Source organism: Stenotrophomonas sp. GZD-301 (assembly GCF_049310345.1).
In the GTDB taxonomy this organism is placed as follows: Bacteria; Pseudomonadota; Gammaproteobacteria; order Xanthomonadales; family Xanthomonadaceae; genus Stenotrophomonas.
On record NZ_JBMOWY010000005.1, the window covers coordinates 20,938 to 42,796 of the forward strand.

21 protein-coding genes and 1 tRNA gene are annotated in these 21,859 nt (G+C 68.9%); 9 read left to right on the plus strand and 13 right to left on the minus strand.

What is annotated here, in order from left to right; translation table 11 throughout:
* The first annotated feature begins 41 nt into the window (after window positions 1–41).
* The 3 genes from queC to ACO6VK_RS01040 all read left to right on the plus strand — a co-directional run bounded on the left by queC (window position 42) and on the right by ACO6VK_RS01040 (window position 1,618).
* Window positions 42–707 carry a 7-cyano-7-deazaguanine synthase QueC gene (queC, locus tag ACO6VK_RS01030; RefSeq protein ID WP_422505039.1) on the plus strand — a complete coding sequence of 222 codons (666 nt, stop codon included), beginning with the start codon at window positions 42–44 and terminating at the stop codon, window positions 705–707.
* Between the two features lie 75 nt (window positions 708–782).
* Window positions 783–858: transfer RNA gene (locus ACO6VK_RS01035), tRNA-Lys, on the plus strand.
* 160 nt (window positions 859–1,018) lie between these two features.
* The gene (locus tag ACO6VK_RS01040) at window positions 1,019–1,618 is read left to right on the plus strand and encodes a DUF922 domain-containing protein (RefSeq protein WP_422505040.1); all 600 of its coding nucleotides are present in this window, start codon (window positions 1,019–1,021) and stop codon (window positions 1,616–1,618) included.
* Between the two features lie 99 nt (window positions 1,619–1,717).
* Here ACO6VK_RS01040 and ACO6VK_RS01045 read toward each other — a convergent pair whose 3' ends face one another.
* Entirely contained in the window at window positions 1,718–3,196 is a 1,479-nt protein-coding gene (locus ACO6VK_RS01045; RefSeq protein ID WP_422505041.1) for a S41 family peptidase, read from the minus strand.
* Between the two features lie 160 nt (window positions 3,197–3,356).
* Here ACO6VK_RS01045 and ACO6VK_RS01050 point away from each other — a divergent pair, with 160 nt between their 5' ends.
* The gene (locus tag ACO6VK_RS01050) at window positions 3,357–3,827 is read left to right on the plus strand and encodes a PA2169 family four-helix-bundle protein (protein ID WP_422505042.1); all 471 of its coding nucleotides are present in this window, start codon (window positions 3,357–3,359) and stop codon (window positions 3,825–3,827) included.
* Window positions 3,828–3,895: 68 nt separating this feature from the next.
* Window positions 3,896–4,144, plus strand: coding sequence for a hypothetical protein (locus tag ACO6VK_RS01055; protein WP_422505043.1), 249 nt, complete (start codon window positions 3,896–3,898; stop codon window positions 4,142–4,144).
* 82 nt (window positions 4,145–4,226) lie between these two features.
* Here the strand turns inward: ACO6VK_RS01055 and ACO6VK_RS01060 are convergent, their stop codons facing one another.
* Both ACO6VK_RS01060 and ACO6VK_RS01065 read right to left on the minus strand, forming a co-directional pair.
* Window positions 4,227–4,382 (minus strand): hypothetical protein, encoded by a 156-nt coding sequence (locus ACO6VK_RS01060; protein WP_422505044.1) that lies wholly within the window; start codon window positions 4,380–4,382, stop codon window positions 4,227–4,229.
* Between the two features lie 125 nt (window positions 4,383–4,507).
* Window positions 4,508–4,900: a hypothetical protein gene (locus ACO6VK_RS01065; protein WP_422505045.1), complete on the minus strand. Its 393-nt coding sequence runs from the start codon at window positions 4,898–4,900 to the stop codon at window positions 4,508–4,510.
* Between the two features lie 164 nt (window positions 4,901–5,064).
* Between ACO6VK_RS01065 and ACO6VK_RS01070 the strand changes: the two genes are divergently transcribed.
* The gene (locus ACO6VK_RS01070) at window positions 5,065–5,724 is read left to right on the plus strand and encodes an MliC family protein (protein WP_422505046.1); all 660 of its coding nucleotides are present in this window, start codon (window positions 5,065–5,067) and stop codon (window positions 5,722–5,724) included.
* Between the two features lie 12 nt (window positions 5,725–5,736).
* On the opposite strand, the gene ACO6VK_RS01075 is transcribed toward ACO6VK_RS01070, so the two are convergent.
* The 3 genes from ACO6VK_RS01075 to ACO6VK_RS01085 all read right to left on the minus strand — a co-directional run bounded on the left by ACO6VK_RS01075 (window position 5,737) and on the right by ACO6VK_RS01085 (window position 7,722).
* The gene (locus ACO6VK_RS01075; protein ID WP_422505047.1) at window positions 5,737–6,402 is read right to left on the minus strand and encodes a DUF3011 domain-containing protein; all 666 of its coding nucleotides are present in this window, start codon (window positions 6,400–6,402) and stop codon (window positions 5,737–5,739) included.
* 90 nt (window positions 6,403–6,492) lie between these two features.
* On the minus strand, window positions 6,493–6,894 hold the full coding sequence (locus tag ACO6VK_RS01080; RefSeq protein ID WP_422505048.1) for a response regulator: 402 nt from the start codon (window positions 6,892–6,894) through the stop codon (window positions 6,493–6,495).
* 57 nt (window positions 6,895–6,951) lie between these two features.
* Window positions 6,952–7,722 (minus strand): CPBP family intramembrane glutamic endopeptidase, encoded by a 771-nt coding sequence (locus tag ACO6VK_RS01085; RefSeq protein WP_422505049.1) that lies wholly within the window; start codon window positions 7,720–7,722, stop codon window positions 6,952–6,954.
* A gap of 152 nt (window positions 7,723–7,874) precedes the next feature.
* Here ACO6VK_RS01085 and ACO6VK_RS01090 point away from each other — a divergent pair, with 152 nt between their 5' ends.
* Window positions 7,875–8,171, plus strand: a complete 297-nt coding sequence (locus tag ACO6VK_RS01090; RefSeq protein ID WP_422505050.1) for a zf-TFIIB domain-containing protein — start codon at window positions 7,875–7,877, stop codon at window positions 8,169–8,171.
* Between the two features lie 21 nt (window positions 8,172–8,192).
* Here ACO6VK_RS01090 and ACO6VK_RS01095 read toward each other — a convergent pair whose 3' ends face one another.
* The 6 genes from ACO6VK_RS01095 to ACO6VK_RS01120 form a co-directional block, all read right to left on the minus strand.
* Entirely contained in the window at window positions 8,193–8,705 is a 513-nt protein-coding gene (locus ACO6VK_RS01095) for a GNAT family N-acetyltransferase (protein WP_422505051.1), read from the minus strand.
* Window positions 8,706–8,791: 86 nt separating this feature from the next.
* Complete coding sequence (locus ACO6VK_RS01100; protein ID WP_422505052.1) at window positions 8,792–9,817, minus strand: copper resistance protein B; 1,026 nt, start codon at window positions 9,815–9,817, stop codon at window positions 8,792–8,794.
* Window positions 9,814–11,592, minus strand: coding sequence for a copper resistance system multicopper oxidase (locus ACO6VK_RS01105; RefSeq protein WP_422505053.1), 1,779 nt, complete (start codon window positions 11,590–11,592; stop codon window positions 9,814–9,816). The genes ACO6VK_RS01100 and ACO6VK_RS01105 overlap by 4 nt, the downstream gene beginning before the upstream one ends.
* A gap of 104 nt (window positions 11,593–11,696) precedes the next feature.
* A complete protein-coding gene (locus ACO6VK_RS01110) occupies window positions 11,697–12,086 on the minus strand; it encodes a CopL family metal-binding regulatory protein (RefSeq protein WP_422505054.1) in 390 nt (129 codons plus the stop codon).
* Window positions 12,087–12,180: 94 nt separating this feature from the next.
* On the minus strand, window positions 12,181–13,986 hold the full coding sequence (gene recQ, locus ACO6VK_RS01115) for a DNA helicase RecQ (protein ID WP_422505055.1): 1,806 nt from the start codon (window positions 13,984–13,986) through the stop codon (window positions 12,181–12,183).
* Window positions 13,987–14,195: 209 nt separating this feature from the next.
* Window positions 14,196–14,747, minus strand: a complete 552-nt coding sequence (locus ACO6VK_RS01120; RefSeq protein ID WP_411851866.1) for a Dps family protein — start codon at window positions 14,745–14,747, stop codon at window positions 14,196–14,198.
* Window positions 14,748–14,836: 89 nt separating this feature from the next.
* Between ACO6VK_RS01120 and hrpA the strand changes: the two genes are divergently transcribed.
* Window positions 14,837–18,988 (plus strand): ATP-dependent RNA helicase HrpA, encoded by a 4,152-nt coding sequence (gene hrpA / locus ACO6VK_RS01125; protein WP_422505056.1) that lies wholly within the window; start codon window positions 14,837–14,839, stop codon window positions 18,986–18,988.
* A gap of 39 nt (window positions 18,989–19,027) precedes the next feature.
* Here the strand turns inward: hrpA and ACO6VK_RS01130 are convergent, their stop codons facing one another.
* Window positions 19,028–19,564 (minus strand): hypothetical protein, encoded by a 537-nt coding sequence (locus ACO6VK_RS01130; protein WP_422505057.1) that lies wholly within the window; start codon window positions 19,562–19,564, stop codon window positions 19,028–19,030.
* A 117-nt stretch (window positions 19,565–19,681) separates the two neighbouring features.
* Here ACO6VK_RS01130 and ACO6VK_RS01135 point away from each other — a divergent pair, with 117 nt between their 5' ends.
* Window positions 19,682–21,835 (plus strand): RelA/SpoT family protein, encoded by a 2,154-nt coding sequence (locus ACO6VK_RS01135; RefSeq protein ID WP_422505058.1) that lies wholly within the window; start codon window positions 19,682–19,684, stop codon window positions 21,833–21,835.
* The last annotated feature ends 24 nt before the right edge of the window (window positions 21,836–21,859 follow it).

A 21,859-nucleotide genomic window follows, 5' to 3' on the forward strand; every position in this document is an offset into this window, starting at 1 on the left:
CAGCGTGCTGGCTTTCCCGCAACCTACCGGAAATACCCCCCATGAAGAATGCAGTTGTCCTCCTGTCCGGCGGCATGGATTCCGCCGCCGTCGTCGCCATCGCCCGTGAGCAGGGCTTCGCCGTCCACGCGCTGAGCGTGCGCTACGGCCAGCGCCACACCTCCGAACTCGATGCCGCCGCCGCGGTCGCCACGGCGCTGGGCGCCGTCGCCCACAAGACCGTCAACGTCGACCTGCGCAGCATCGGCGGCTCGGCGCTGACCGACGATATCGACGTGCCCGAGGCGGGCGGCGAGGGCATCCCCGTCACCTACGTGCCGGCGCGCAACACCATCATGCTGTCCGTCGCCCTGGGCTGGGCCGAAGTGCTGGGCGCCAACGACATCTTCTGCGGCGTCAACGCCGTGGACTACTCCGGCTACCCGGACTGCCGCCCCGAGTTCATCACCGCCTTCCAGACCCTGGCCAACCTCGCCACCAAGGCCGGCGTGGAAGGGGCGGGCATCCAGATCCACGCGCCGCTGCAGTTCCTGAGCAAGGCCGACATCGTGCGTGAAGGCGTGCGCCTGGGCGTGGACTTCGGGCTGACCGTGTCCTGCTACAACGCCGACGACAGCGGCGCGGCCTGCGGCCACTGCGATGCCTGCCGCCTGCGCGCGCAGGGCTTCGCCGATGCCGGCGTGGCCGATCCCACCCGTTACGCCTGATCGCCACACGGGTACGCCTGCGCGCCAAGATAGGTTAGAATGCGCACCCCCGGCAGCGATGTCGGGGCATGCAATGGGCCGTTAGCTCAGTCGGTAGAGCAGAAGACTTTTAATCTTTTGGTCGATGGTTCGAATCCATCACGGCCCACCACTGCATCGATGAACGAAGGCGCCTGCGAGGGCGCCTTTTTTCGTTGCGCCACGTTGCGGGCCGCCAGCATTTCACGCAATCTTTCTGCTTCATTGAACGGCAGGGACAGCGCATGACGCAGGGAACGCACACGACGGCAGCGCCGGCAACACACGGAGCGGTGGCTGCACGCACCGGGATCGCGCCCGGGTGGCGCCGCGCAGGCGGGGCCGCTCTGCTGCTCGCCGCGTTGGGCACTGCGACCGCGCACGCAGCGCCGGATGCCGGGCTGACGGTCGAGTACTACGACGTGCAGGGAACCACGCTCCCTCAACTGCGCGCGTCGCTGAGCGCCCTCGGGCCGGTTGATGACGACGGCGAACGCCACCACGGCCAGGTGAACTGGAACCTGCAATGGCGCTACAACTACAGCACCGATCGCGGTGGCTGCCGGCTGACCGGGTTCGCCGTCCAGCGCAGCACCACCATGCAGTTGCCGCGCTGGGTGGATGTGGATCGCGCGTCGCCGGCGCTGCGCAGCGAATGGGAGCGGTACAGCCAGGCGCTTCGCCTGCATGAGGACGGCCATGTCGAAACCGGTGCGCTCGCGGCAGCCGAGATCGAACGTCGCGCGGCGGCGGTCAAACGCAGCTCGACCTGCGCGGCACTGGGCACCACCCTGGATGGCATCGGCAAGGCCGTGGTTCAGGAGTTCAAGGCGCGCGATGTCGAGTACGACGCGACCACCGGGCACGGCGCTACGCAGGGCGCGCAGATCTGAACACCACGCGATGAGCGCCGGCTCCACGTTGAGCAGGCGCTGTCCGCGCTGAACGCGCCTGTCGATCAACCAGTGATCAACCGGCGCGAGGTGGTCCCGTCAGTGTCGTGCCAGATCGCGGTCGATGACGTCGAGTAGACGCTGCGCACGGGCGCGCGCGGATTCGCCGGCACGCGCGCCGACCGCAAGGTCCGGGACGATGCCGGCGACCTCGTCGCTGCCATCGGCACGCAGCCGCACACAGTTGGGAATGCGCACGCGCAGATGGCTGTTGGGCAGTTCGGCCGGTGACGCGGCGCTCATGAACCCGCAGCCGTAACCACCGCTGCGGCTGCCCACAACGCGCGCGATGGCGTTGTCCTGCAGGCGGGCCGCGAACATCTCCGCCGAGGACGAGGTTTTGCCGTCGATCAGCAGATAGACCGGACCGGTCCAGGCGCCGCGATGCGCACGCACGTCCTGCGCCCAGTCCAGGCGGTGGGCGATGAGGAAGTCGTCGAGCCGGTCCACCGCCGGGTCGGCCAACGGCCCACCCGATGTCCCGGCCGCGACCAGACGCCGGCAGCGCTGTGCCGTCCAGTCCTGTTGGGTCTGCCAGACCCATGACAGAACACAGGCGGGAGACTGTGCGGCGCGCAGCGCGGCTGCGAACGCCGTGCGCTGCTGCACCAGCAACGGGCGGGCACGGGCATCGGGATGGTGCCGGGTCAGTGCGTCGTCGAGCCGCTCGAACTGCTCCTGCAGATAGTCGACGCCGGCGCCGGACGCGCTCATCTGCAACGTGGCCGAGCGCACCGGCTGATCGGTGAACAGGCGGGCGAGGGTGTCGCCGCTGTCGTCGCCACCGGGATTGGTGCCGACGTCGACCAGCACGGCGTCCACGGCCTGCTGCCGGAAGCGACGCAGTGTGGCGGCGATCTCCGCGACCCAGGCCTCCTGCAGCGTGGCCCGCATGGTGCGCACCCCATCGGCGTGGCGCAGCTGCGGCCACAGCCGATGGCACAGGCCGGGATAGCGCAGCGCGTCGAACTCGTGCAGGCGCAGCAGGCCGAGGCGGCGCCCGTCGGCGAGGGTGATCACACCGCTGCGCAGGGCCGGCTCGGCGTTGCCGCCGACGGCGCGGTACGCCGGTAGCGTCTGCAGCGGCAGGCTGTAGTCCTGGCGGCCTTCGTCGACCACGCCCAGCACCGCGCAGCCGGTGGTCGCGTCGAGGGCGCGCGGGTCCACCGCAGCGGGCATCGGCCCGGGTGCATCGGTTGATTGGCGGTCGAGCAGGGCCAGGTGCCCATCATGGAAACCGGCCAGAAAGGTGCGCAGTGCCTGTTCCGCTTCGGCATCGCTGTGCGCCTCGTCCACCGCGCGGGCGGCGGCATGCGCCAGGACCGGCAGGTCCACACCGCTCTGCGGCGACGCCATCCACGCCAGGTGGGCGTAGTCGTCCTGCAGCGTCTGCGTCAGCGCGGCCAGATCGGCACGCCAGGCGGCGCGGTCCACCTCGGTGGCGGCGTGGACAGGTGCCGTTGCCAGCACCCCGAGCAGTGCGCCGGTGAGCGCCATCCGTAGCGTGCGTGGTGTCATCCGTGATCTCCGCGGGTGCGGCGCGCCGTTGCGCCGGTGTCTGCATGGAACCTGCAGGATGCTAGCAAACAACAGCGCCCTCACACCCCCGTTCGGCAACCGCGCGCATGATCAGGCCGTACCCCTGAAGTCGGGATCGACGATCCCGCGGAGCGGTGCCATGAAGACCATCAACACCGGCCCGCGCGTCCGCGCCCTCAATCAGATCATTGGCGTGGCCCGCGACGGGCATGACCTGTATGCGCGCGGCGTAGCGGACATGCAGGACAACGACCCGGACCTGGGCGCGCTGCTGATGCGCATGGCCGAGTCGAACGCCAGGGTGGTGGACCGCGTGAGCGGCCTGGTACGCCTGGAAGGCGGCCGGCCCGTGCGACACGGCACGATCGCCGGCCATGTACGCGGCTATTTCGGCTGGCTGGGGACGGTGCTGGGCGATGCAGGCATCCAGTATCTGAGCGAAAGCCAGGCCAGCGAGGCCCGGCTGATCCGGGTCATGGAAGCGGCGGTACGCCACGGTGACCTTGGTGAGGACACGTGCGGGACGCTGGACGCGATGCTGCGCGACACACGCCTGTGCCGCGACGACATGCGCGGGCGGCTGGACACCATGCGCGCGCGCGATCCCTGAGGAAGCGTCGGACATCTCATGCAACAGTACCGGCGGCACGCAAGGCGTGCCCGCCACGGAGTGGGTCAATGATGATCGTACTGAAAGACGCGACGGGCAGACGACTGCGCCTGGGCGAGGGATGCCTGCTGGAAGACGGCGTGCTGTTCCACCGTCGCATGATGCTGGTGGCGGTGGGCGATGGGCTTCGCCTGCCGCCTGGCGTGCTGGACGTGATCAACGCGTCGGTCGCCGGCAGCGTGTGGTTGTCGGCGGACCTGCAGCTCCATCCGGCCGTGCGGCCGTTGCGCTGGGAAACCCTGCACGCGCCGACCTGATCCTCGGGACCGTCGTGATCCCGGACATCCGTGAGGCTGCGCGAACGCGCAGCCCCACCGTACCTGTGCAGCGACGCCGCGGTTACTTCTGCTGCGGCGACCGGGTGCTGTCCTTGGTGCCCTGTTCCTGCTTCTGCTGCTTGGCCAACGCGTCCTTGCGCTCCTGCTCCTTCTGCTGATCGGTCTGGGCAGCGGCATTCTTCTGGACGTTGTTTTCGTTGTTCTGCATGTTGGACATGGTGTTACTCCAATACGACGTGATGTCGCAGGACCATGCTGGACCCGGTGCCGTTACGCAGGGGTCGCACGCGCATGAGGGTAGGGTTAGTGCGTGTGCCTGCGTGTGCCTGCGCGTGGCGGCGTTCAGGTGAACAGGTCGATGACGTCGATCACGGTGTCGCTGCTGTCGTGCCCGCGCTCGTACCGTTGCCGATCGTGCGACTGGAGATAGTCATCATCGATCAAGCCGCTGAAGTACACCATGCCCACCAGCAGCAGCACCGGCGAGGCCAGCAGCGACAGCAGCAGCGGGAACAGGCCCAGCAGTACACCGCCCTTGAACATCGTGACGATGGCAAGCACGCCGCCACACAGACCCAGCGCGATCCCCAGCAGCAGCCCGGCCCAGCCCAGCGGAAGCAGGAAACACAGCCACGACAGCAGCAGGATCAGCCACGCCACGCGCGCGCGGCGGCGTGGCGGCGTCCTGGCCGTGGCGGCGGATACGGGTACGGCGGCGTTGCTGGCGGTGGTCATGCAAGGTCCTTGTTGCAGGCAGGGCACATCCTACCGCTGCGACGGCCGTGCGGACGCGTGCACCTGCCGTCAACGGGGCGGCGGCGATACTGCGCGGCGATACCCGTTGCGCGCCGGTGCGCGCAGAATACGAGGCTGTCCGTCGTCGTACCGCTGGAGGTTGCATGAACCGTATCGTCCTCACCGTTGCCGTTGCACTGGTCCTGGCAGGCTGCTCGCGCAGTCCCGAGGCGACCGACCCCGCCGCGTCCGCCGCGCCGGCGCGCACCGCCCCCGTCGCACTGCCCGCAGCGCCGTCGGATACGGCCACGGCCAGCCCGTCGTTCGACTGCGCCAAGGCAACCTCCGACGCGGAGAAGTGGGTGTGCACCGATGAGGGCCTGGCAGCGTTGGACCGACAGCTGGCCGCGCAGTACAAGCGCGTGCAGACCGCGCCGGACGAACTGGACATCGCCGCCGAGCAGCGCGGCTGGATCAAGGGCCGCGACGCCTGCACCCGCGCCGTGGACCCGCGACAGTGCCTGCGCGAGGCCTACCAGACGCGTCTGGTGGAGCTGACCGTCAACAGCGGCGGCGTGCGCGCGAGCGCGACCGGTAGCTATCGCTGCGACGACGCCGCCAAGCCGCTGAAGGTGGTGTTCTACAACGACATCGACCCGGCGGCGGCGATCGTGACTCTGGGCACCGACCAGGCCATCGTGTTCCCGATCGAAAGCGCCAGCGGCAGCCGCTACGGCCGCGAAGGCGTGGAGTTCTGGGAACACCAAGGCGAGGCGACGCTGGACTTCTACGGCACCGCGCTGCGCTGCACGGTCGAACCCTGACGCGCGCGCCGGTCAGCGCACGCGGCGGTAGCGCACTTCGTTCTGGCGGTCGCCCACTTCGGTGGTGACGAAACCGTCGCGGCTCTGGCTGATGTCGAACACGCTGTCGCCGACATTCAGCCGGCCGCCGTTGACCCAGCCGGACAGCGTCTGGCCGCGCGCCTGCGCCGACATGCGGCCGTCGGTGTCGATGCGCATGCGGATGTCGGCACCGTACATGGCGTTGTAGCCCTCGAACTCCCCGATCATCCAGGACGGCACATACGAGGTGTGCCGGGCGCCCTGGTAACGGTCGTCGTCGTAGCGGTCGTCTGACGTGTTGGCGTTGTGGACCAGCGCGCCCAGGATGGCCGCACCGATCAGCACGCCGGCGGCAACCTTGGCGTCGTGATTGTCATCGTCGTCCCGGTCATGGCGTGAGCCGCCCCCCTGCACGCGGAAGGTGGCCCGGCACCCGTCGTCCACCCACACCTCGCGGCGGTCGTAGTCCCAGCTGCGGCCCTGGCGGCAGTCCGCGCCGGACAACTGCCGCTCCAGGCTGACATGGCCGGCGTACGGCAGGGAGCAGGCGTGATACCGGTTGTCGCGGCTTTCGCAGGTGACGACATCATCGGCCCGCGCATCGGCGAGGCTGGCGATCAGCAACAGCGGTGCGCTCCACAGAAGACGGGTCTGCATGGTATCGGTCCGTGGCCCACGGGCGGGCCCTGTGGATCGAACGATGCCAGTGGCGGATGAAGAATGGATGAAGGCGCGGGCCTGCGCGGCTCAGGCAGCGCGCCCGGTTTCCATTGCACCGAAGCAGGAGCGGATGGCGTCGAGCAGCTCGCTCATCGAGTAGGGCTTGGGCAGGAAATGAATGCCTTCGCGCAGGCGTGCGGTGACCTCGGCCGGGTCCAGCCCCGAGGTGACCAGCACCGGCAGCCCGGGCTGGGCGCTGCGGATCAGGTGCGCGGCATCGATGCCATTGAGGTCGCCCAGGCACACATCGGTGAACACCAGATCGAAACGCTCGCCCGCGCGCAGCAGGCCGAGCGCCGCTTCGGCCGAACTGACCGCGGTCACCTCGCAGGCCTGGCTTTCCAGCGCGAGCCGGCTCAGCTCGCGGGTATCTTCGGTGTCTTCGATCAGCAGTACGCGCGGGATGACGTGGCGCTTGGACAGCAACATGACGCGGAATTCCCTGGGGTTGGCCGGAAACGGCGCGCAAGTATGGGGCGGCGCAGGTTAGCGGCTCGTGCAGGCGGCCCGGCGGGTGCGATGCCGATGCAGCAGGTACACGCCGACGACGGCCAGCAGCGCGGCCGACAGCCGCAGGCTGTTGCCCTGCCAGCCGATCGCGGTGGCGTCGCTCACCTGCATGACGTTCCAGGCCATGTTCAGCGAGACGTGCAGGACCACGGCGCTCCACAGCGTGTTGCGATCCAGGCTGCACAGCACGGCGAACACGACACCGCCGATGCCGGTCATCGCAAACACCTGCAGCGCCATTCCGCCGCCACCGCCGAACGACCACCAGTGGATGGCACCGAAGATCACAGCCTGCACCAGCGCGGCGAGCCACCAGGGCCAGCCCTGCTGGCGGTGGGCGAACAGGAAGCCGAAGCCACGGAAGACGATTTCCTCGGCCAGTGGAAACAGCAGCGCCAGCATCACCAGCGGCAGCAGGCGCGCCTCCGTGCTGATGCCGCCCAGCCACCAGAGGCCAAGCCAGCACGGCAGCGTGGCCAGCAGCACGATGGCCGGGCCCTGCCAGCCGCTGCCACCCAGCCCCAGCGCCTGCCGCAGCGGCAGGTCCGGACGCAGCCAGCCCGCGACCGCGATGACCAGCAGCACGCCCAGCCCGTTGTCGAGGATGGCGCCGCCGAAGGGGATGGGCAGGCCGGGAATCGGCAGGCCGGCCCAGCCAGCGAGATCACGCAGGTTGATCGACACCAGCAGGGTGGCGACGATCAGGCTGGCGCTGAGCCAGCGGGGACGGCGGTGGGACGCGGGCATGGCCGGATTCCTTGGCGTGCGATACGCGCAGTGTGCGGCGCCGGCAACGCGGGGACATGGGGCAGAGGTCGGGGGGCCGTTGGTCACGCGGCGTTGCGCCGTACTCAGCCACGGCAGGGTAGAGTCGGGGTTTGATCGATGGAGTGGCGACGATGCAATGCCCCGTATGCAAGACCCAGGCGCTGGTGATGTCCGAGCGCCAGGGCATCGAGATCGACTACTGCCCGCAGTGCCGTGGCGTGTGGCTGGACCGTGGCGAACTGGACAAGATCATCGAACGCTCGGTGGGCGGCGCCGCGCCGGCACCGGTGCGTGCGGCCACGCCCCCCCCGCCGCCGCCGTCGGTGCAGCATCGCGATACGCGTCATCTGGGCCAGCAGTACGGCGACCAGCAGGGCTATCGCAAGAAGAAGAAAGAAAGCTTCCTGTCGGACCTGTTCGATTTCTGAGCCGGCCCGGCTGCGCCGGTCTCAGGGCCGGCGCAGGATGAATTCCAGGTCGCGGCTGTCGCCGACCACGAAGTCGTACTGGCCGACCGGCACGCAGCCGTAGCGCGCATAGAAGCGCTGCGCACCGTGGTTTTCCGACCACACGCCCACCCACAGGGTGCGGCGTGCGGGCTGGTCCAGCCAGGCGAGGAACGCGTCCATCAGGCGCGCGCCATGACCACCGCTCTGGTGGCGGGCCAGCACATACAGGCGTTTGAGCTCGATATCGCCGGGGCGCGCGTCGGCGTGTGGCAACCCGTTCGGGCCGGCCGCCAGATAGCCCACCGCGCGCCCGTCCTCTTCCAGCAACCACACCGCGCTGTGCGGATCGTCCAGCTCGCGCCGCTGCGGTGCCGGGCTGTAGTGCGCCTGCAGGAACGCATGGAGATCCTCCGGCGGATACGAATCGCCGAAGGTTTCGGTGTAGGTCGCGATGGCAATGGCCGACACAGCGTCGGCATCGGCCACGCTGGCGCGGCGGATCTGCAGGGACATGGGAGCGCGTACGGGGAAACGGTGCGGCAGCTTACGGCATCCCGGGCATGCCCCGGGCGCACGCGGCGCCCGGGACGCATGCAGGCCTAGAACCAGACCCGCACGCCGGCTACCCAGCGGGTGTCGCGCGCGTCTTCGCCGGCGGCCGCGTGATGGTCGGCGGTGTCGCCGAACAGGCGCTCGTGACTGATGCCGATGTAAGGCGCGAAGCGGCGGCTGAACTCGTAGCGCAGGCGCAGGCCGGCCTCCACCTTGTTCAGGCCGGCACCGGTGCCGTACTCGGGTTCATCCTTGGCCGAGAACGTGGCCTCCACCAGTGGTTGCAGGATCAGGCGATTGGTCAGCAGCAGTTCGTACTCCACTTCGACCGTGGCCGCGACCTGGCCGCCTTCGCCGATGTAGGCGGTGGCGGAGGTCTCGAACTTGTACGGCGCCAGGCCCTGGATGCCGATGGCCGCCCAGGTGCGCGCGTCGGCAGGACGGAAATCCTGCTTCACCCCGACCAGCACGTCCCACCACGGCGACACGCTGCGGCCGTACAGCAGTTCCAGATCCGACGATCCGGTGCGGCCATCGCTGCGCTCGCCTTCACTGCGCATCCAGAGGCGGTTGATGTTGCCGCCGATCCAGCCACTGGCCTCCCAGGCCTGGCCATTGCCGTGCTTGCCGTCCCACTGCTCCAGGCGGTTGATCAGCAGCATGCTGTGGATCTCCGGCGCGTGTTCCATCGCGCCGTGGTCGATCGGTGGAAACGCGGCGATGCGATCGGCCGCGGTGACGGCGGGAATCGGCTCGAGCGGTTCCCGCGGCGCGGGGGCCGCGTGGTCCATCGTCGAATGGTCCATCGTGCCGTGGTCCATGCTGCCGTGGTCCATTGTCGAATGGTCCATCGTGCTGTGGTCCATGTTGCCGTGGTCCATCGTCGAATGGTCCATCTTGCTATGGTCCATGCCGCCGTGGCCCGCGTGCGAGGATGTACCGGCGGTGGCGGGCGGGGCGGTCTCCGCAGGCGCGGTGGAATGCGCATGCGACTGTGCCCAGGCAGGCGCCGACAGTGCGGCCAGCAGTGCCGCCGTCAGCAGGCGGGGGGCGTGAGCGGTGAGCGTGCTCATTCTTCGATCCTCACTTCGCGCATCATGCCCGCTTCCATGTGGTACAGCAGATGGCAGTGGTACGCCCAGCGGCCCAGCGCATCGGCGCGCACGCGGTAGGTGCGCCGCGTGCCGGGTGGCATGTCGATGGTGTGCTTGCGCAGGTGGAAGTCGCCATCGGCGTTTTCCAGGTCGCTCCACACGCCGTGCAGGTGGATGGGATGCTGCATCATGGTGTCGTTGACCAGCACGATGCGCATGCGCTCGCCGTAGTTCAGGCGCAGCGGTTCGGCGCTGGCGAAGGGAATGCCGTCGAAGGACCAGCTGAACTTTTCCATGTGGCCGGTGAGGTGCAGTTCGACCTCGCGGCCGGGATCGCGCCCATCCGGATCGTCGAACAGACTGCGCATCGCGCCGTAGGTAAGCACCTGGCGGCCGTTGTCGCGCAGCCCGATGCCGGGATCGTCGAGCTTGGGCTCGGTGGCCATGCTCTGCATGTCGATCAGCGGATTGCCCGTCTCGCTCGGTGCGTGGCGCGGCGCCTTGTCGTTGCCGCCGTGCGCGGCGTGGCCCATGCTCGCGCCGCAGCCGCCTTCCATGCCCTTCATGTCGTGGCCCATGCCGCCCATGTCGTGGCCCATGTCGGACATGGTCAGCAGCGGGCGCGGGTCGCGCGCGGGAATGGGGGCCTGCAGGCCGTGGCGGACTGCCAGCGTACCGGCGGCATAACCGGTGCGGCCCATGTCCTGGCAGAACAGGGTGTAGGCATCCTGGCCGCTGGGTTCGACGATGACATCGAAGGTTTCCGCCGGTGCGATGCGGAATTCATCGATGGTGACCGGATGGATGTACTGCCCGTCGGCGGCGACCACGGTCATCTTCAGGCCGGGGATGCGCACGTCGAAGTAGGTCATCGAGCCGCCGTTGATGAAACGCAGCAGCACCTTTTCGCCACTGCGGAACAGACCGGTCCAGTTGCCGGCCGGCGTGGTGCCGTTGAGCAGGTAGGTATAGGTGTGCGCGTTGATGTCGGAGATGTCGGTGGGGGTCATCCGCATCCGGCCCCACATGCCGCGGTCGGCGGTGGCCGCCGCCCAGCCGTCGCGGCGCACGTCGCGCAGGAAGTCGGGCAGGGTGCGCTTGTAGTAGTTGTCGTACTCGGCGAGCTTTTTCATGCGCCGGAACAGTGCGCCCGGGTCCATGTCGGTCCAGTCCGAGAGCATGATCACGTGCTCGCGGTCGTAGCGGTACGGCGCCGGCTGCAGCGGGTCGATGATCAGTGCGCCGTACAGGCCGGCCTGTTCCTGGAACATCGAATGGCTGTGGTACCAGTACGTGCCGGACTGCTTGAGGGTGAACCGGTACTGGTAGGCCTCGCCCGGCGCGATGCCGTTGAAGCTCAGGCCGGGCACGCCGTCCATGTTGGCCGGCAGCAGGATGCCGTGCCAGTGGATGGAAGTGGGATGCCCCTGCAGCGCATTGGCCACGCGGACCGCGACGGTGTCGCCCTCGCGCCAGCGCAGGATGGGGGCGGGCAGGCTGCCGTTGACGGTGATCGCCGGGCGGGTACGGCCGGTGAAATTGGCCAGCGACTCGCCGATGCTCAACTGGAATTCCTGGCCGCTGAGGACCTGCGGGGCGGCAGCGAGGCCGGGACCGGCGGCGGCGAACGCGCGTGGGCTGAGGCCGGTGGCGGCCAGACCGGCGGCGACGCCACCGGCGGCCAGCCCCTGGACGAACAGGCGGCGCGACGGCATGGGCAGGGCGCCCGGGCCGGGTTGGGTTGGGAAAGACATTGCAGCTCCGAATCGGATCCAATGGCACGCGCAGGTGCCAGTACGCCATCCGCGCAGGCAGCGCGGGGCATCGCGTCAGTCGGGCGCTCGTGGGGAGCGCGGGATCAGGCGATCGGAGGGCGGGTGATGCGGTCCAGCGGCAGGCTGGGCAGGGTGGCGCGGACCGGTGGCAGCGGTGCCAGCGCGGGCGGGGGCGGTGTGGCGATCCAGGCAATCTGGACAGCCAGGCTGGGCTGCTGTGCGCAGGTGCGCAGGCAATCCTTGATCTTGCAGGGGTCGCTTTCGTGCGGTGCCTGGGCGTGGTCGAGCCCTGCCGTCTGCGGCGGCGCGGCCACGGCGTCGTGGCCGTGGCAGGGCGGCGCGGGAGCGGTGACGGCGGCATCCACCGGGTGCGCCATTGCCAGTGCCATTGGCCCGGCCAAGGCAGCGTTCAACCCGTTGAGCAACAGGCTGAGCATCAGGATCAGGCGCAGGAGCAGGCCACCGGCGGTCATGGGCGTCACCTTACCGCCAACGCGGCGGAGGCGCACCCGTGGCTGAACGCGGGGTTCAACTCTGGAGCCCACTCCGTCGGCAGGGACGGCCGCATCAGCCTTCCTCGCGCACGATCTCGACCAGCCGCGCGCCGTAACGCGACAGCTTGGTGCCGCCGATGCCACCCACCCGGGCCAACGCATCGACGCTGGTGGGCCGCTGTTCGGCGATGTTGCGCAGGGTGCTGTCGTGGAAGATCACAAACGCCGGCACGTTCTGTTCGCGGGCCAGTTCGGCACGCAGGCCGCGCAGGGCGTTGAACAGCGCCAGGTCCTGCGGCAGCACGGACAGGCCGGTGCGCTGGCCGCTGCGGTCGCGTTCGCGGCCGGCGGCGGGGCTCTCACGGCGCATCATGACCTTGCGCCGGCCCTTGAGCACGTCGCGGCTGGCATCGGTGAGGCGCAGGCCGCCGTAGGCCTCGCTGTCCACTTCGAGCAGGCTGGCGGCCACCAGCTGGCGGAACACGCTGCGCCAGGTGCGGGCGTCCAGGTCCTTGCCGATGCCGTAAGTGCTCAGTTCGGTATGCCCGAACTGGCGGATCTTCTCGTTCTCGCCGCCGCGCAGGATGTCGATCAGGTGGCCCACGCCGAAGCGCTGGCCGCTGCGGTACACGCAGCTCAGCGCCTTCTGTGCGGCCACGCTGGCGTCCCACGCATCGGGGGGAACCAGGCAGTTGTCGCAGTTGCCGCACGGCTGCGGGTAGGTTTCGCCGAAGCCGGCCAGCAGGACCTGGCGGCGGCACTGCATGGATTCGCAGTAGCCAAGCAGGTGGTCGAGCTTGGCGCGCTCGAGCGTCTTGCGCTCTTCGCCGGCTTCGGACTGCTCGATCATCTGCTTGAGCAGCACGACATCGCCCAGGCCGTAGCAGAGCCAGGCCTCGGCCGGCTCGCCATCGCGCCCGGCACGCCCGGTTTCCTGGTAGTAGCCTTCCATCGACTTGGGCAGGTCGGTATGCGCGACGAAGCGGACATCGGGTTTGTCGATGCCCATGCCGAAGGCGATGGTGGCGCACATCACGATGCCATCCTCGCGCAGGAAGCGGCGCTGGTTGGCGGCACGCACCTCGGCGGGCAGGCCGGCGTGATAGGGCAGGGCGTTCATGCCCTCGCGGCACAGGAACTCGGCGGTTTCCTCGACCTTGCGCCGCGACATGCAGTAGACGATGCCGGCCGCGTCGCGGTGGGCCTTCAGGAAGTCCAGCAGCTGGCGCTTGGCGTTGTCCTTCTGGACGACGGTGTAGCGGATGTTGGGACGATCGAAGGAGCTGACGAAGTGCTGGGCGTTGGTGAGGTCCAGCCGCTCGGCGATTTCGCGCTGGGTCGGCGGGTCGGCGGTGGCGGTGAGCGCGATGCGCGGCACGTCCGGCCAGCGCTCGTGCAGCACGGTCAGCTGGCGGTATTCGGGGCGGAAATCATGGCCCCACTGCGAGACGCAATGGGCTTCGTCGATGGCAAACAGGGCGATCCGGCTGCGTGCCAGCAGGGACAGGAAGCGGCCGGTGAGCAGGCGTTCCGGGGCGACGTAGAGCAGTTCGAGTTCGCCGGCGAGCAGCTCGCGTTCGACCCGGGCGGCGGTCTCGCCATCCAGGGTGGAATTGAGGTACTCGGCGCGCACGCCCAGCTGGCGCAGGGCTTCGACCTGGTCCTGCATGAGCGCGATCAGCGGCGAGATGACGATGCCGGTGCCGTCGCGCAGCAGGGAAGGCACCTGGTAGCACAGCGACTTGCCGCCGCCGGTGGGCATCAATACGAGCGCGTCATTGCCGGCGGCGACATGTTCGACGATCGCCTGCTGCGGACCGCGGAAATCGTCGTAACCAAAAATGCGGCTGAGCAGGTCGTGCGCGGGGCGGGAAGACATCCTCGTAGTTTACAGGGCTGAGCGACCCGAGGAGGGTCATCCAATTCTGGGTTTGAACGTAAGCGAAGAGCCATCCGGGGAAGGAGCCCCCCTTGAGTCAAGGGGGGCGCGCCGACAGGCGCGGGGGCTGTGGCCGGCGACTTGTGCAGGGTCCAAGGTTTCGCGAAGCGGAACCTTGGAAATCCCGCAGGGGCAAAGCCCCAGAGGGATTACTGCAACAAAGAGCGCAGCATCCAGGCGTACTTTTCGTGGGTCTGCAGGCGCTGGGTCATCAGGTCTTCGGTCGGAGCGTCGTCGGCGTCGTCGGCCACGTCGAGCACCTTGCGGGCGGTGCGGCACACGGCCTCGTTGGCGGCGACCAACTGGCGTACCATTTCACGCCAGTCCGCGCTGTCGGTCAGGCCCGGTTCCTCGGCGATCGAGGTCAGGGCCGCGAATTCGCGGTAGGAGCCCGGGGCATTGAAGCCCAGTGCACGGATACGTTCAGCAACGTCGTCCAGGGCTGCCCACTGCTCGGTGTACTGGGTCTCGAACATGGTGTGCAGCGAGTTGAACATCGACCCGGTGACATTCCAATGGAAATTGTGGGTCTTCAGGTAGAGCGTGAACGCATCCGCCTGGAAGGCCGCCAGCCCATCGGCAATCTTCTTGCGATCGCCTTCCTTGATCCCGATATCAATGTTCGGGGCCGAGGGGGCCGCCGTTGCCAGCTTCTGCTTACCGGTCTGGGTCTTCTTTGCCGGCGTCTTGGTTTTCGCCATGGGGGATATCCTCCTTGTGGATGGGATGGCCTTCACAATAGATCAGACTAACCTTTCAGATGTAATCAAAGTTTTAAACGATCCGATTGATGACCGCTATCAACAAACCTTCCGTTTCCTCTCTGCACCTGCAACAGCGCGCGATCGACGGGGCGATGAGCCGCGACCGCGGTCGCTTGCTGGGGATGCTCTCGCGCTGTCGAGCCAAACCGGCCGATGCGGCCGTGGCGGCCGCGTTCGAGCAGGCCTTGCAGGCGTCGGTACAGCGGCGTGAGGCACGCGCACGGAACCGGCCGACGATCAGTCTGGATGACAGCCTGCCGATTGCGCGTGAAGCTGAACGGATCACCGCGCTGATCCGCGACCACCAGGTCGTGGTGATCGCCGGTGAGACCGGCTCGGGCAAGACCACCCAGCTGCCCAAACTGTGTCTGGCTGCCGGCCGGGGCGTGGCCGGGATGATCGGCTGCACCCAGCCGCGACGGATTGCCGCACGTGCGGTGGCCACCCGCGTGGCCCAGGAACTCCAGTCCGAGCTGGGCACCACGGTGGGCTACCAGGTGCGCTTCACCGACCGGGTCGGCGACGACACCCGCATCAAGTTCATGACCGACGGCATCCTGCTGGCTGAAATCAGCAGCGACCGCTGGCTGTCGCAGTACGACACGATCATCGTCGACGAAGCGCACGAGCGCAGCCTCAACATCGACTTCCTGCTGGGCTACCTCAAGCAGCTGTTGAAGAAGCGGCCGGACCTGAAGCTGATCGTGACGTCGGCGACGATCGATACGTCGCGGTTTGCCGAGCATTTCGACGATGCGCCGGTGATCAGCGTGGAAGGCCGTACCTTCCCGGTGGAAGTGCGCTACCGCCCGCTGGAAGGCGAGGGCGCTGGCGACGAGGAAGGCGGTCGCGATGGCGAGCGCACCGTCAACGAGGCGGTGGTGGCGGCGGTGGATGAGATCACCCGGCTCGATCCGCGCGGCGACATCCTGCTGTTCTTCCCCGGCGAACGCGAGATCCGCGACGCGCACCAGTCCCTGGAACGGCGCAAGTACCGCGAAACCGAGGTGCTGCCGCTGTATGCGCGGCTGTCGGTGAAGGACCAGGACCAGGTGTTCAACCCAGGCAGCAAACGGCGCATCGTGCTGGCCACCAACGTGGCCGAAACCTCGCTGACCGTGCCGCGCATCCGCTACGTGGTCGATCCCGGCCTGGCCCGGGTCAAGCGTTACAGCCCGCGGCAGAAGCTGGACCGCCTGCATATCGAAGCGGTGTCGCAGGCCAGCGCCAACCAGCGCAAGGGCCGTTGCGGACGCGTGTCGGAGGGCATCTGCTACCGCCTGTACTCGGAAGCGGAGTTCCTCTCGCGGCCGGAGTTCACCGATCCGGAAATCCGCCGCTCCAGCCTGTCCGGCGTGATCCTGCGCATGCTGCAGCTGGGCCTGGGCCGGATCGAGGACTTCCCGTTCCTGGAGGCGCCGGACGAGCGCGCCATCGCCGATGGCTGGCAGCAGCTGGGCGAACTGGGCGCGGTGGACGCCGAGCGCCGGCTCACGCCGGTCGGGCGACAGATGGCGCGCCTGCCGGTGGACGTCAAACTGGCACGCATGCTGGTAGCGGCGCAGGCCCAGGGCTGCCTGCGCCCGATGCTGGTGATCGCCGCGTTCCTGGGCATCCAGGACCCGCGCGAGCGCCCGCCCGAAGCGCGCGCGGCCGCCGACAACGCGCACGCGCTGTTTGCCGACGGCCGCTCCGAATTCGTCGGGGTGCTGCGCCTGTGGGACGGCTACCGCCAGGCCCATGAGGACCTGCCCCAATCCAAGCTGCGGGGCTGGTGCGAGCGCCATTTCCTCGGCTTCCTACGCATGCGCGAGTGGCGCGAGCTGCATCGCCAGCTGCGCGTATTGTGCGAAGAACTCGGCTGGACCGAAGAGCCGGCCGCCACTGCGCTGGAGCCGTTGCTGGCCGGATCGTCCGCGCCGGCGAGGGTGAGAGGGGAGCGGGGAGAGGAAGCGAGAAAGCATAAGAAACCGGCGCGCGATGATGAGGCCAAGGCCAAGGCTACCCGTGGCCAGCAACACCGTGCCGCGCGCCTGGCCCGTGAAGGCAAGGCCGAGCCGCCGCCCGCCACGGCGGCACCGGCATCGGCCGCGCCTGCCGACGCCCGCGAGGCGCGCGGTGGCTTCAGCGAGAAGGTGCGCGCTGCGGCCTACCAGACGCTGCATCGGGCGCTGATTGCCGGCCTGCCCACGCAGATCGGCCACCGCAGTGACAAGGGCGATTTCCTCGCTCCGCGCCAACGCCGGTTCCTGCCGTTCCCGGGCTCGGTGCTGGCCAAGCGGCCGCCGCCGTGGCTGCTCACCGCGACGCTGCTGGATACCCAGAAGATCTGGGGCCTCACCAACGCGGCGATCGAACCGGACTGGGTGATCGCCGAACTGCCGCATCTGCTGCTGCGCAAGCACTTCGACCCGCACTGGTCACGTGCGCAGGGCCAGGTGCTGGCCTCGGAGCAGATCAGTCTGTTCGGGCTGGTGCTGGCGCCGAAAAAACCGGTGCATTACGGCCGCATCGCACCGGGCGAGGCGCACGACATCTTCGTGCGTCAGGGCCTGGTGACCGGCGAGATCAACACCCGTGCCAGCGTCATCGCCGACAACCTCAAGGTACTGGAGCAGGCGCGCGAGGAAGAAGCCAAGCTGCGTCGCGCCGGCATCGTCGCCGACGAAGGCTGGCAGGCCCGCTGGTATCTGGACCGCGTTCCGGCGGAGATCCATTCGGCGACCGGCCTGGACACGTGGTGGAAGGGACTGGCGCCGGACAAGCGGCGCGCGCTGGCGTGGACGCTGGCCGATCTGTTGCCGGGCGAGGGCAGCGATGCCGACCGGTATCCGGCGTACCTGCCGCTGGGGGATGCGCGGCTGGCGCTGCATTACCGTTTCGAGCCGGGCAGCGAGGACGACGGGGTCAGCCTGGATGTTCCGCTGCACCTGCTCAATGCGCTGGATCCGGCACGGCTGTCGTGGCTGGCACCGGGCTTCGTGGCCGACAAGGCCTCCGCGCTGATCCGCAGCCTGCCCAAGGCGATGCGCCGCAACTATGTGCCGGCACCGGATTTCGGCCGCGCCTTCGCCGAGGCGTACCCGGACCCCACGGCAGACGACATCCGCGGCGAGCTGGCGCGGTTCCTGTCGCGGGCCACCGGGGCGCAGGTGGCCGCTACCGATTTCGACGATGCCGCGCTGGAATCGCATCTGCGCATGAACCTGCGCCTGCACGACGCCAATGGCACGCTGCTGGCCACCTCCCGCGACCTGGACGCGCTGCGGGCGCGCTTCGGCGAGAAGGCCGGCGCGGCCTTTGCCGCGCGGGCCGGGCGGGCGCTGGCGGCTGACGGGCTGCGTGATTTCCCGGCCACGCCGATTCCGCTGCAGGTGCCGGGCGAAGCCGGCGTGCCGGCCTATCCGGCGCTGGTGGACGAGGGCGAGAGCGCCGCGCTGCGCATCTTCGCCGATCGCAATGAAGCGCTGGAGCAGCATCCGCGCGGGGTGCGCCGCCTGCTGGAGATCGCGCTGGCCGACAAGGCCAAGCAGGCCCGCAAGCAGTTGCCCGTTCCGCCCAAGACCGGCCTGCTGTATGCCGCGATCGAATCGCAGGAGCGGTTGCGCGGGGATCTGGTCGAGGCGGCGATGAACGCCGTGCTGGCCGACGGCCTGGGCGACATCCGCGACCCGGCCGCGTTCGCGCAGCGCCGCGATGCGGCGGGCAAGGGCCTGTTCGGTGAAGCGATGGCGCGGTTGAAACTGGCCGAGAACATCCTGGCGCACGTGGCCGAGCTCAAGCCGCAGCTGGAAGCGCCGTTGATGGGCTGGGCGCGCGGCAACCTGGATGACATGGAGCAGCAGCTGGCCGCGCTGATCCATCCCGGCTTCCTGCGCGATACGCCGGCCGATGCGCTGGCGCAGCTGCCGCGCTACCTGCGCGCGATGATCCTGCGTGCCGAACGTGCCAAGCGCGATCCGCCACGTGACCAGGCGCGGATGCTGGAACTGCGCCCGTTCCTGGACGCGCTGCACGAGGCCGAACAGCGCGGCCAACGCGACCGTCCGCAATGGCAGGAACTGCGCTGGGATCTGGAAGAGCTGCGGGTATCGCTGTTCGCGCAGGAGCTCGGGGCGAAAAGCGGAATCTCGGCCAAGAAGCTGGCCCAGCGCGTGGCGGCGCTGCGCAGACCCTGAGCCAACGGCCGCCCCGCGGGTTGCGCGGGGCGGTCGCGGTTACTTGACGCGACGGACCTTGGCGCGGGTGTTGGCACCCTTCACCTGCAGGTACCAGGCGCCCATCACGCCGGGGGTGATGGTGACCTGCGGCGACTGCGCGCGGATGCCGGACAGGCTGGCACTGTCGGTCTGCTCCCACTCCTGCGCATTGGCCAGCACATAGCGGCGGCCCTTGCCGAAGCCACGGAACTCGCCTTCCAGGGTGCTGATGATCGGCTCGCTGCTGCCGAAGTCGAAGAAGCCGCGGTTCTTGACGATCACTTCCTGGCGGCCTTCCTCGCGCGCCTGCTCCTTGACCTGCTCGCGGACCTGCTCGCGCACATCGGCGGCGACGGCGGCGACCTTGCCCTGCAGCCAGTTGTTGAGCGCGGCCAGTTCGGCGGGTTTGAGCTTGTCCAGGCCGGCGGCCTTGAACTCGTCGGGCGTCATCTGCTGCTGCAGGTCGCCTTCGACCACGCGCTGTGCCCAGGCAGGTGCCGACAGGCTGAGCAGGACGGCCACAGCGGCCAACAACCGCAGACGGGAAAAGCGCATGGCAGGTCTCCTTGGGATGAACGCAGTGTAGGGCCAGTGGGCCGGTGCAGCGGTTTTGATTGTTCCCTTGCACGGGCGGCGCTAGTGTAGCTACCTCTGTCTTGTCTGCACGATGCTGTGAACCGCGCTTCTGTCCCCGGCCTGGATGCCTTGTTGAACCGACCCTCGGCGGCGTCGCTGCCGCCGGCCCTGTGCGAGGCGCTGCGCGCGCGCTGGCAGGCCCCCGATACCGATCAGCAGATGCGCAGCAGCTGGACGGTGCTGGCCGACACGCTGGACGCGCTGGCGCTGCTGTCGGCCGATGAAAGCGCGTTGCTGGCCGCACTGCTGTTCGACCTGCCGGGACTGCGCGCCGGACTGGACGGCCTGCCCCTGGGCACGCTGAAGCCGGCCGTGGTCGGCCTGCTGGAGGGCCAGGACGCGGCCGACCAGGTGTGGGCGCTGCACGCCGGGCGCGAGGCCGGGCGCAACAGCGAGGGCCTGCGCCGGCTGCTGCTGTCGATCATCCAGGATCTGCGCGTGGTGCCGATCCTGCTGTCGCGGCAGCTGGCGCGCATGCGCGCTGCCGACCGCCTGCCGGACGAACAGCGCCGTGCGCTGGCCCAGCTCACCCGCGACATCCACGCGCCGCTGGCCAACCGCCTGGGCATCTGGCAGTTGAAGTGGGAACTGGAAGACCTCGCGTTCCGCCATCTGGAGCCGGAGACCTACCGCCGCATCGCCCGCGAGGTGGATGAAACCCGCGTGGCGCGCGAACGCTACGTGGAAAGCGTCAAGAAGGCGCTCGCGCGCGAACTGGCTGCACAGGGCATCCATGCCGAGGTCAGTGGCCGCCCGAAGCACATCTACAGCATCTGGCGGAAGATGCAGAAGAAGCGGCTGGCCTTCGAGCAGCTGTACGACATCCGTGCGCTGCGGTTGATGGTCGATGACGTGGCCGCCTGCTACGCCGCGCTGGGCGTGGTGCATGCGCTGTGGGCACCGGTACCCAGCGAATTCGACGATTACATCGCACGGCCCAAGGCCAACGACTACCGCTCGCTGCACACGGCGGTGGTCGGCCCGGAAGGGCGCACCATCGAAGTGCAGATCCGCACCCATGACATGCACGCCCAGGCCGAACTCGGCGTAGCCGCGCACTGGCGCTACAAGGAAGGCAGCAAGGGCGCGGAGAAGGCATTCGATCGCAAGATCACCTGGATGCGGCAGTTGCTGGAGCATTCCCAGGACGGGCAGGCCGGCGAATTGGCCGGCGCGCTGGATGCCGAACTGACCGAGGACCGGGTCTACGCGCTGAGCCCCAAGGGCGAGGTGATGGACCTGCCGCAGGGGGCCACCCCGCTGGATTTTGCCTACCACGTGCACACGATGGTCGGGCACCGCTGCCGTGGCGCCAAGGTCAATGGCCGCATCGTGCCACTGACCTATCGCCTGCGCAGCGGCGACCGGGTCGAGATCCTCACCTCCAAGGAGGCCGATCCGCGGCGCGACTGGCTGCTGGCCTCCAACGGCTTCCTGGCCAGCAACCGCTCGCGCGAGAAGGTCCGTGGCTGGTTCCACAAGCTGGACCGGGCGCGCAACGTACAGGCCGGCCGTGATCTGCTCGACCGCGAACTCAAGCGGCTCGGTCTGCAGCATGCCGACCTGGGCGTGGCGGCGAAGAAATTCCATGCCGACAGCGTGGACGATCTCTACATCCAGGTCGCGCTGGGCGATACCGGCCCCAGCCAGGTCAGCCGCGCGCTGCTGGAGGCCGAACGTGCCGCCAGCCAGCCGGCGGCACCGGCATTGCCGCGCCCGACCGCGCGCCGCGACAGCCTGGGCAAGTCCAAATTCACCGTGCAGGGCGTGGGCAACCTGCTGGTACAGCTGGCGCGGTGCTGCCAGCCGGTGGCCGGCGAGCCGATCGTCGGCTACCTCACCCGCAGCCGTGGCGTCACCGTGCACCGCACCGACTGCGCCGCACTGGCGCGCCTGTCGGCGGCCAGCCCGCAGCGCATCCTGCCGGTGGAGTGGGGCCAGGCCGGCGGTGGCTACGAAGTGGACGTGGTGGTCGAGGCCGTGGACCGCCGCTGGCTGCTCAAGGACATCACCAACCTCATCGCGCAGGAAGACGCATACGTGCTGGACATCCACAGCGACAACGTGCGCAACAGCGGTCGCGCGCACCTGCGGCTGCGCCTGAAGGTCAGCGATTACGGGCAGCTGTCCACGCTGCTGGGCAAGCTGGATGCCCTGCCGGGCGTCAGCGAAGCCCGGCGTCTAGGCTGACCTCACGTGACGCCGGCTAGGCTC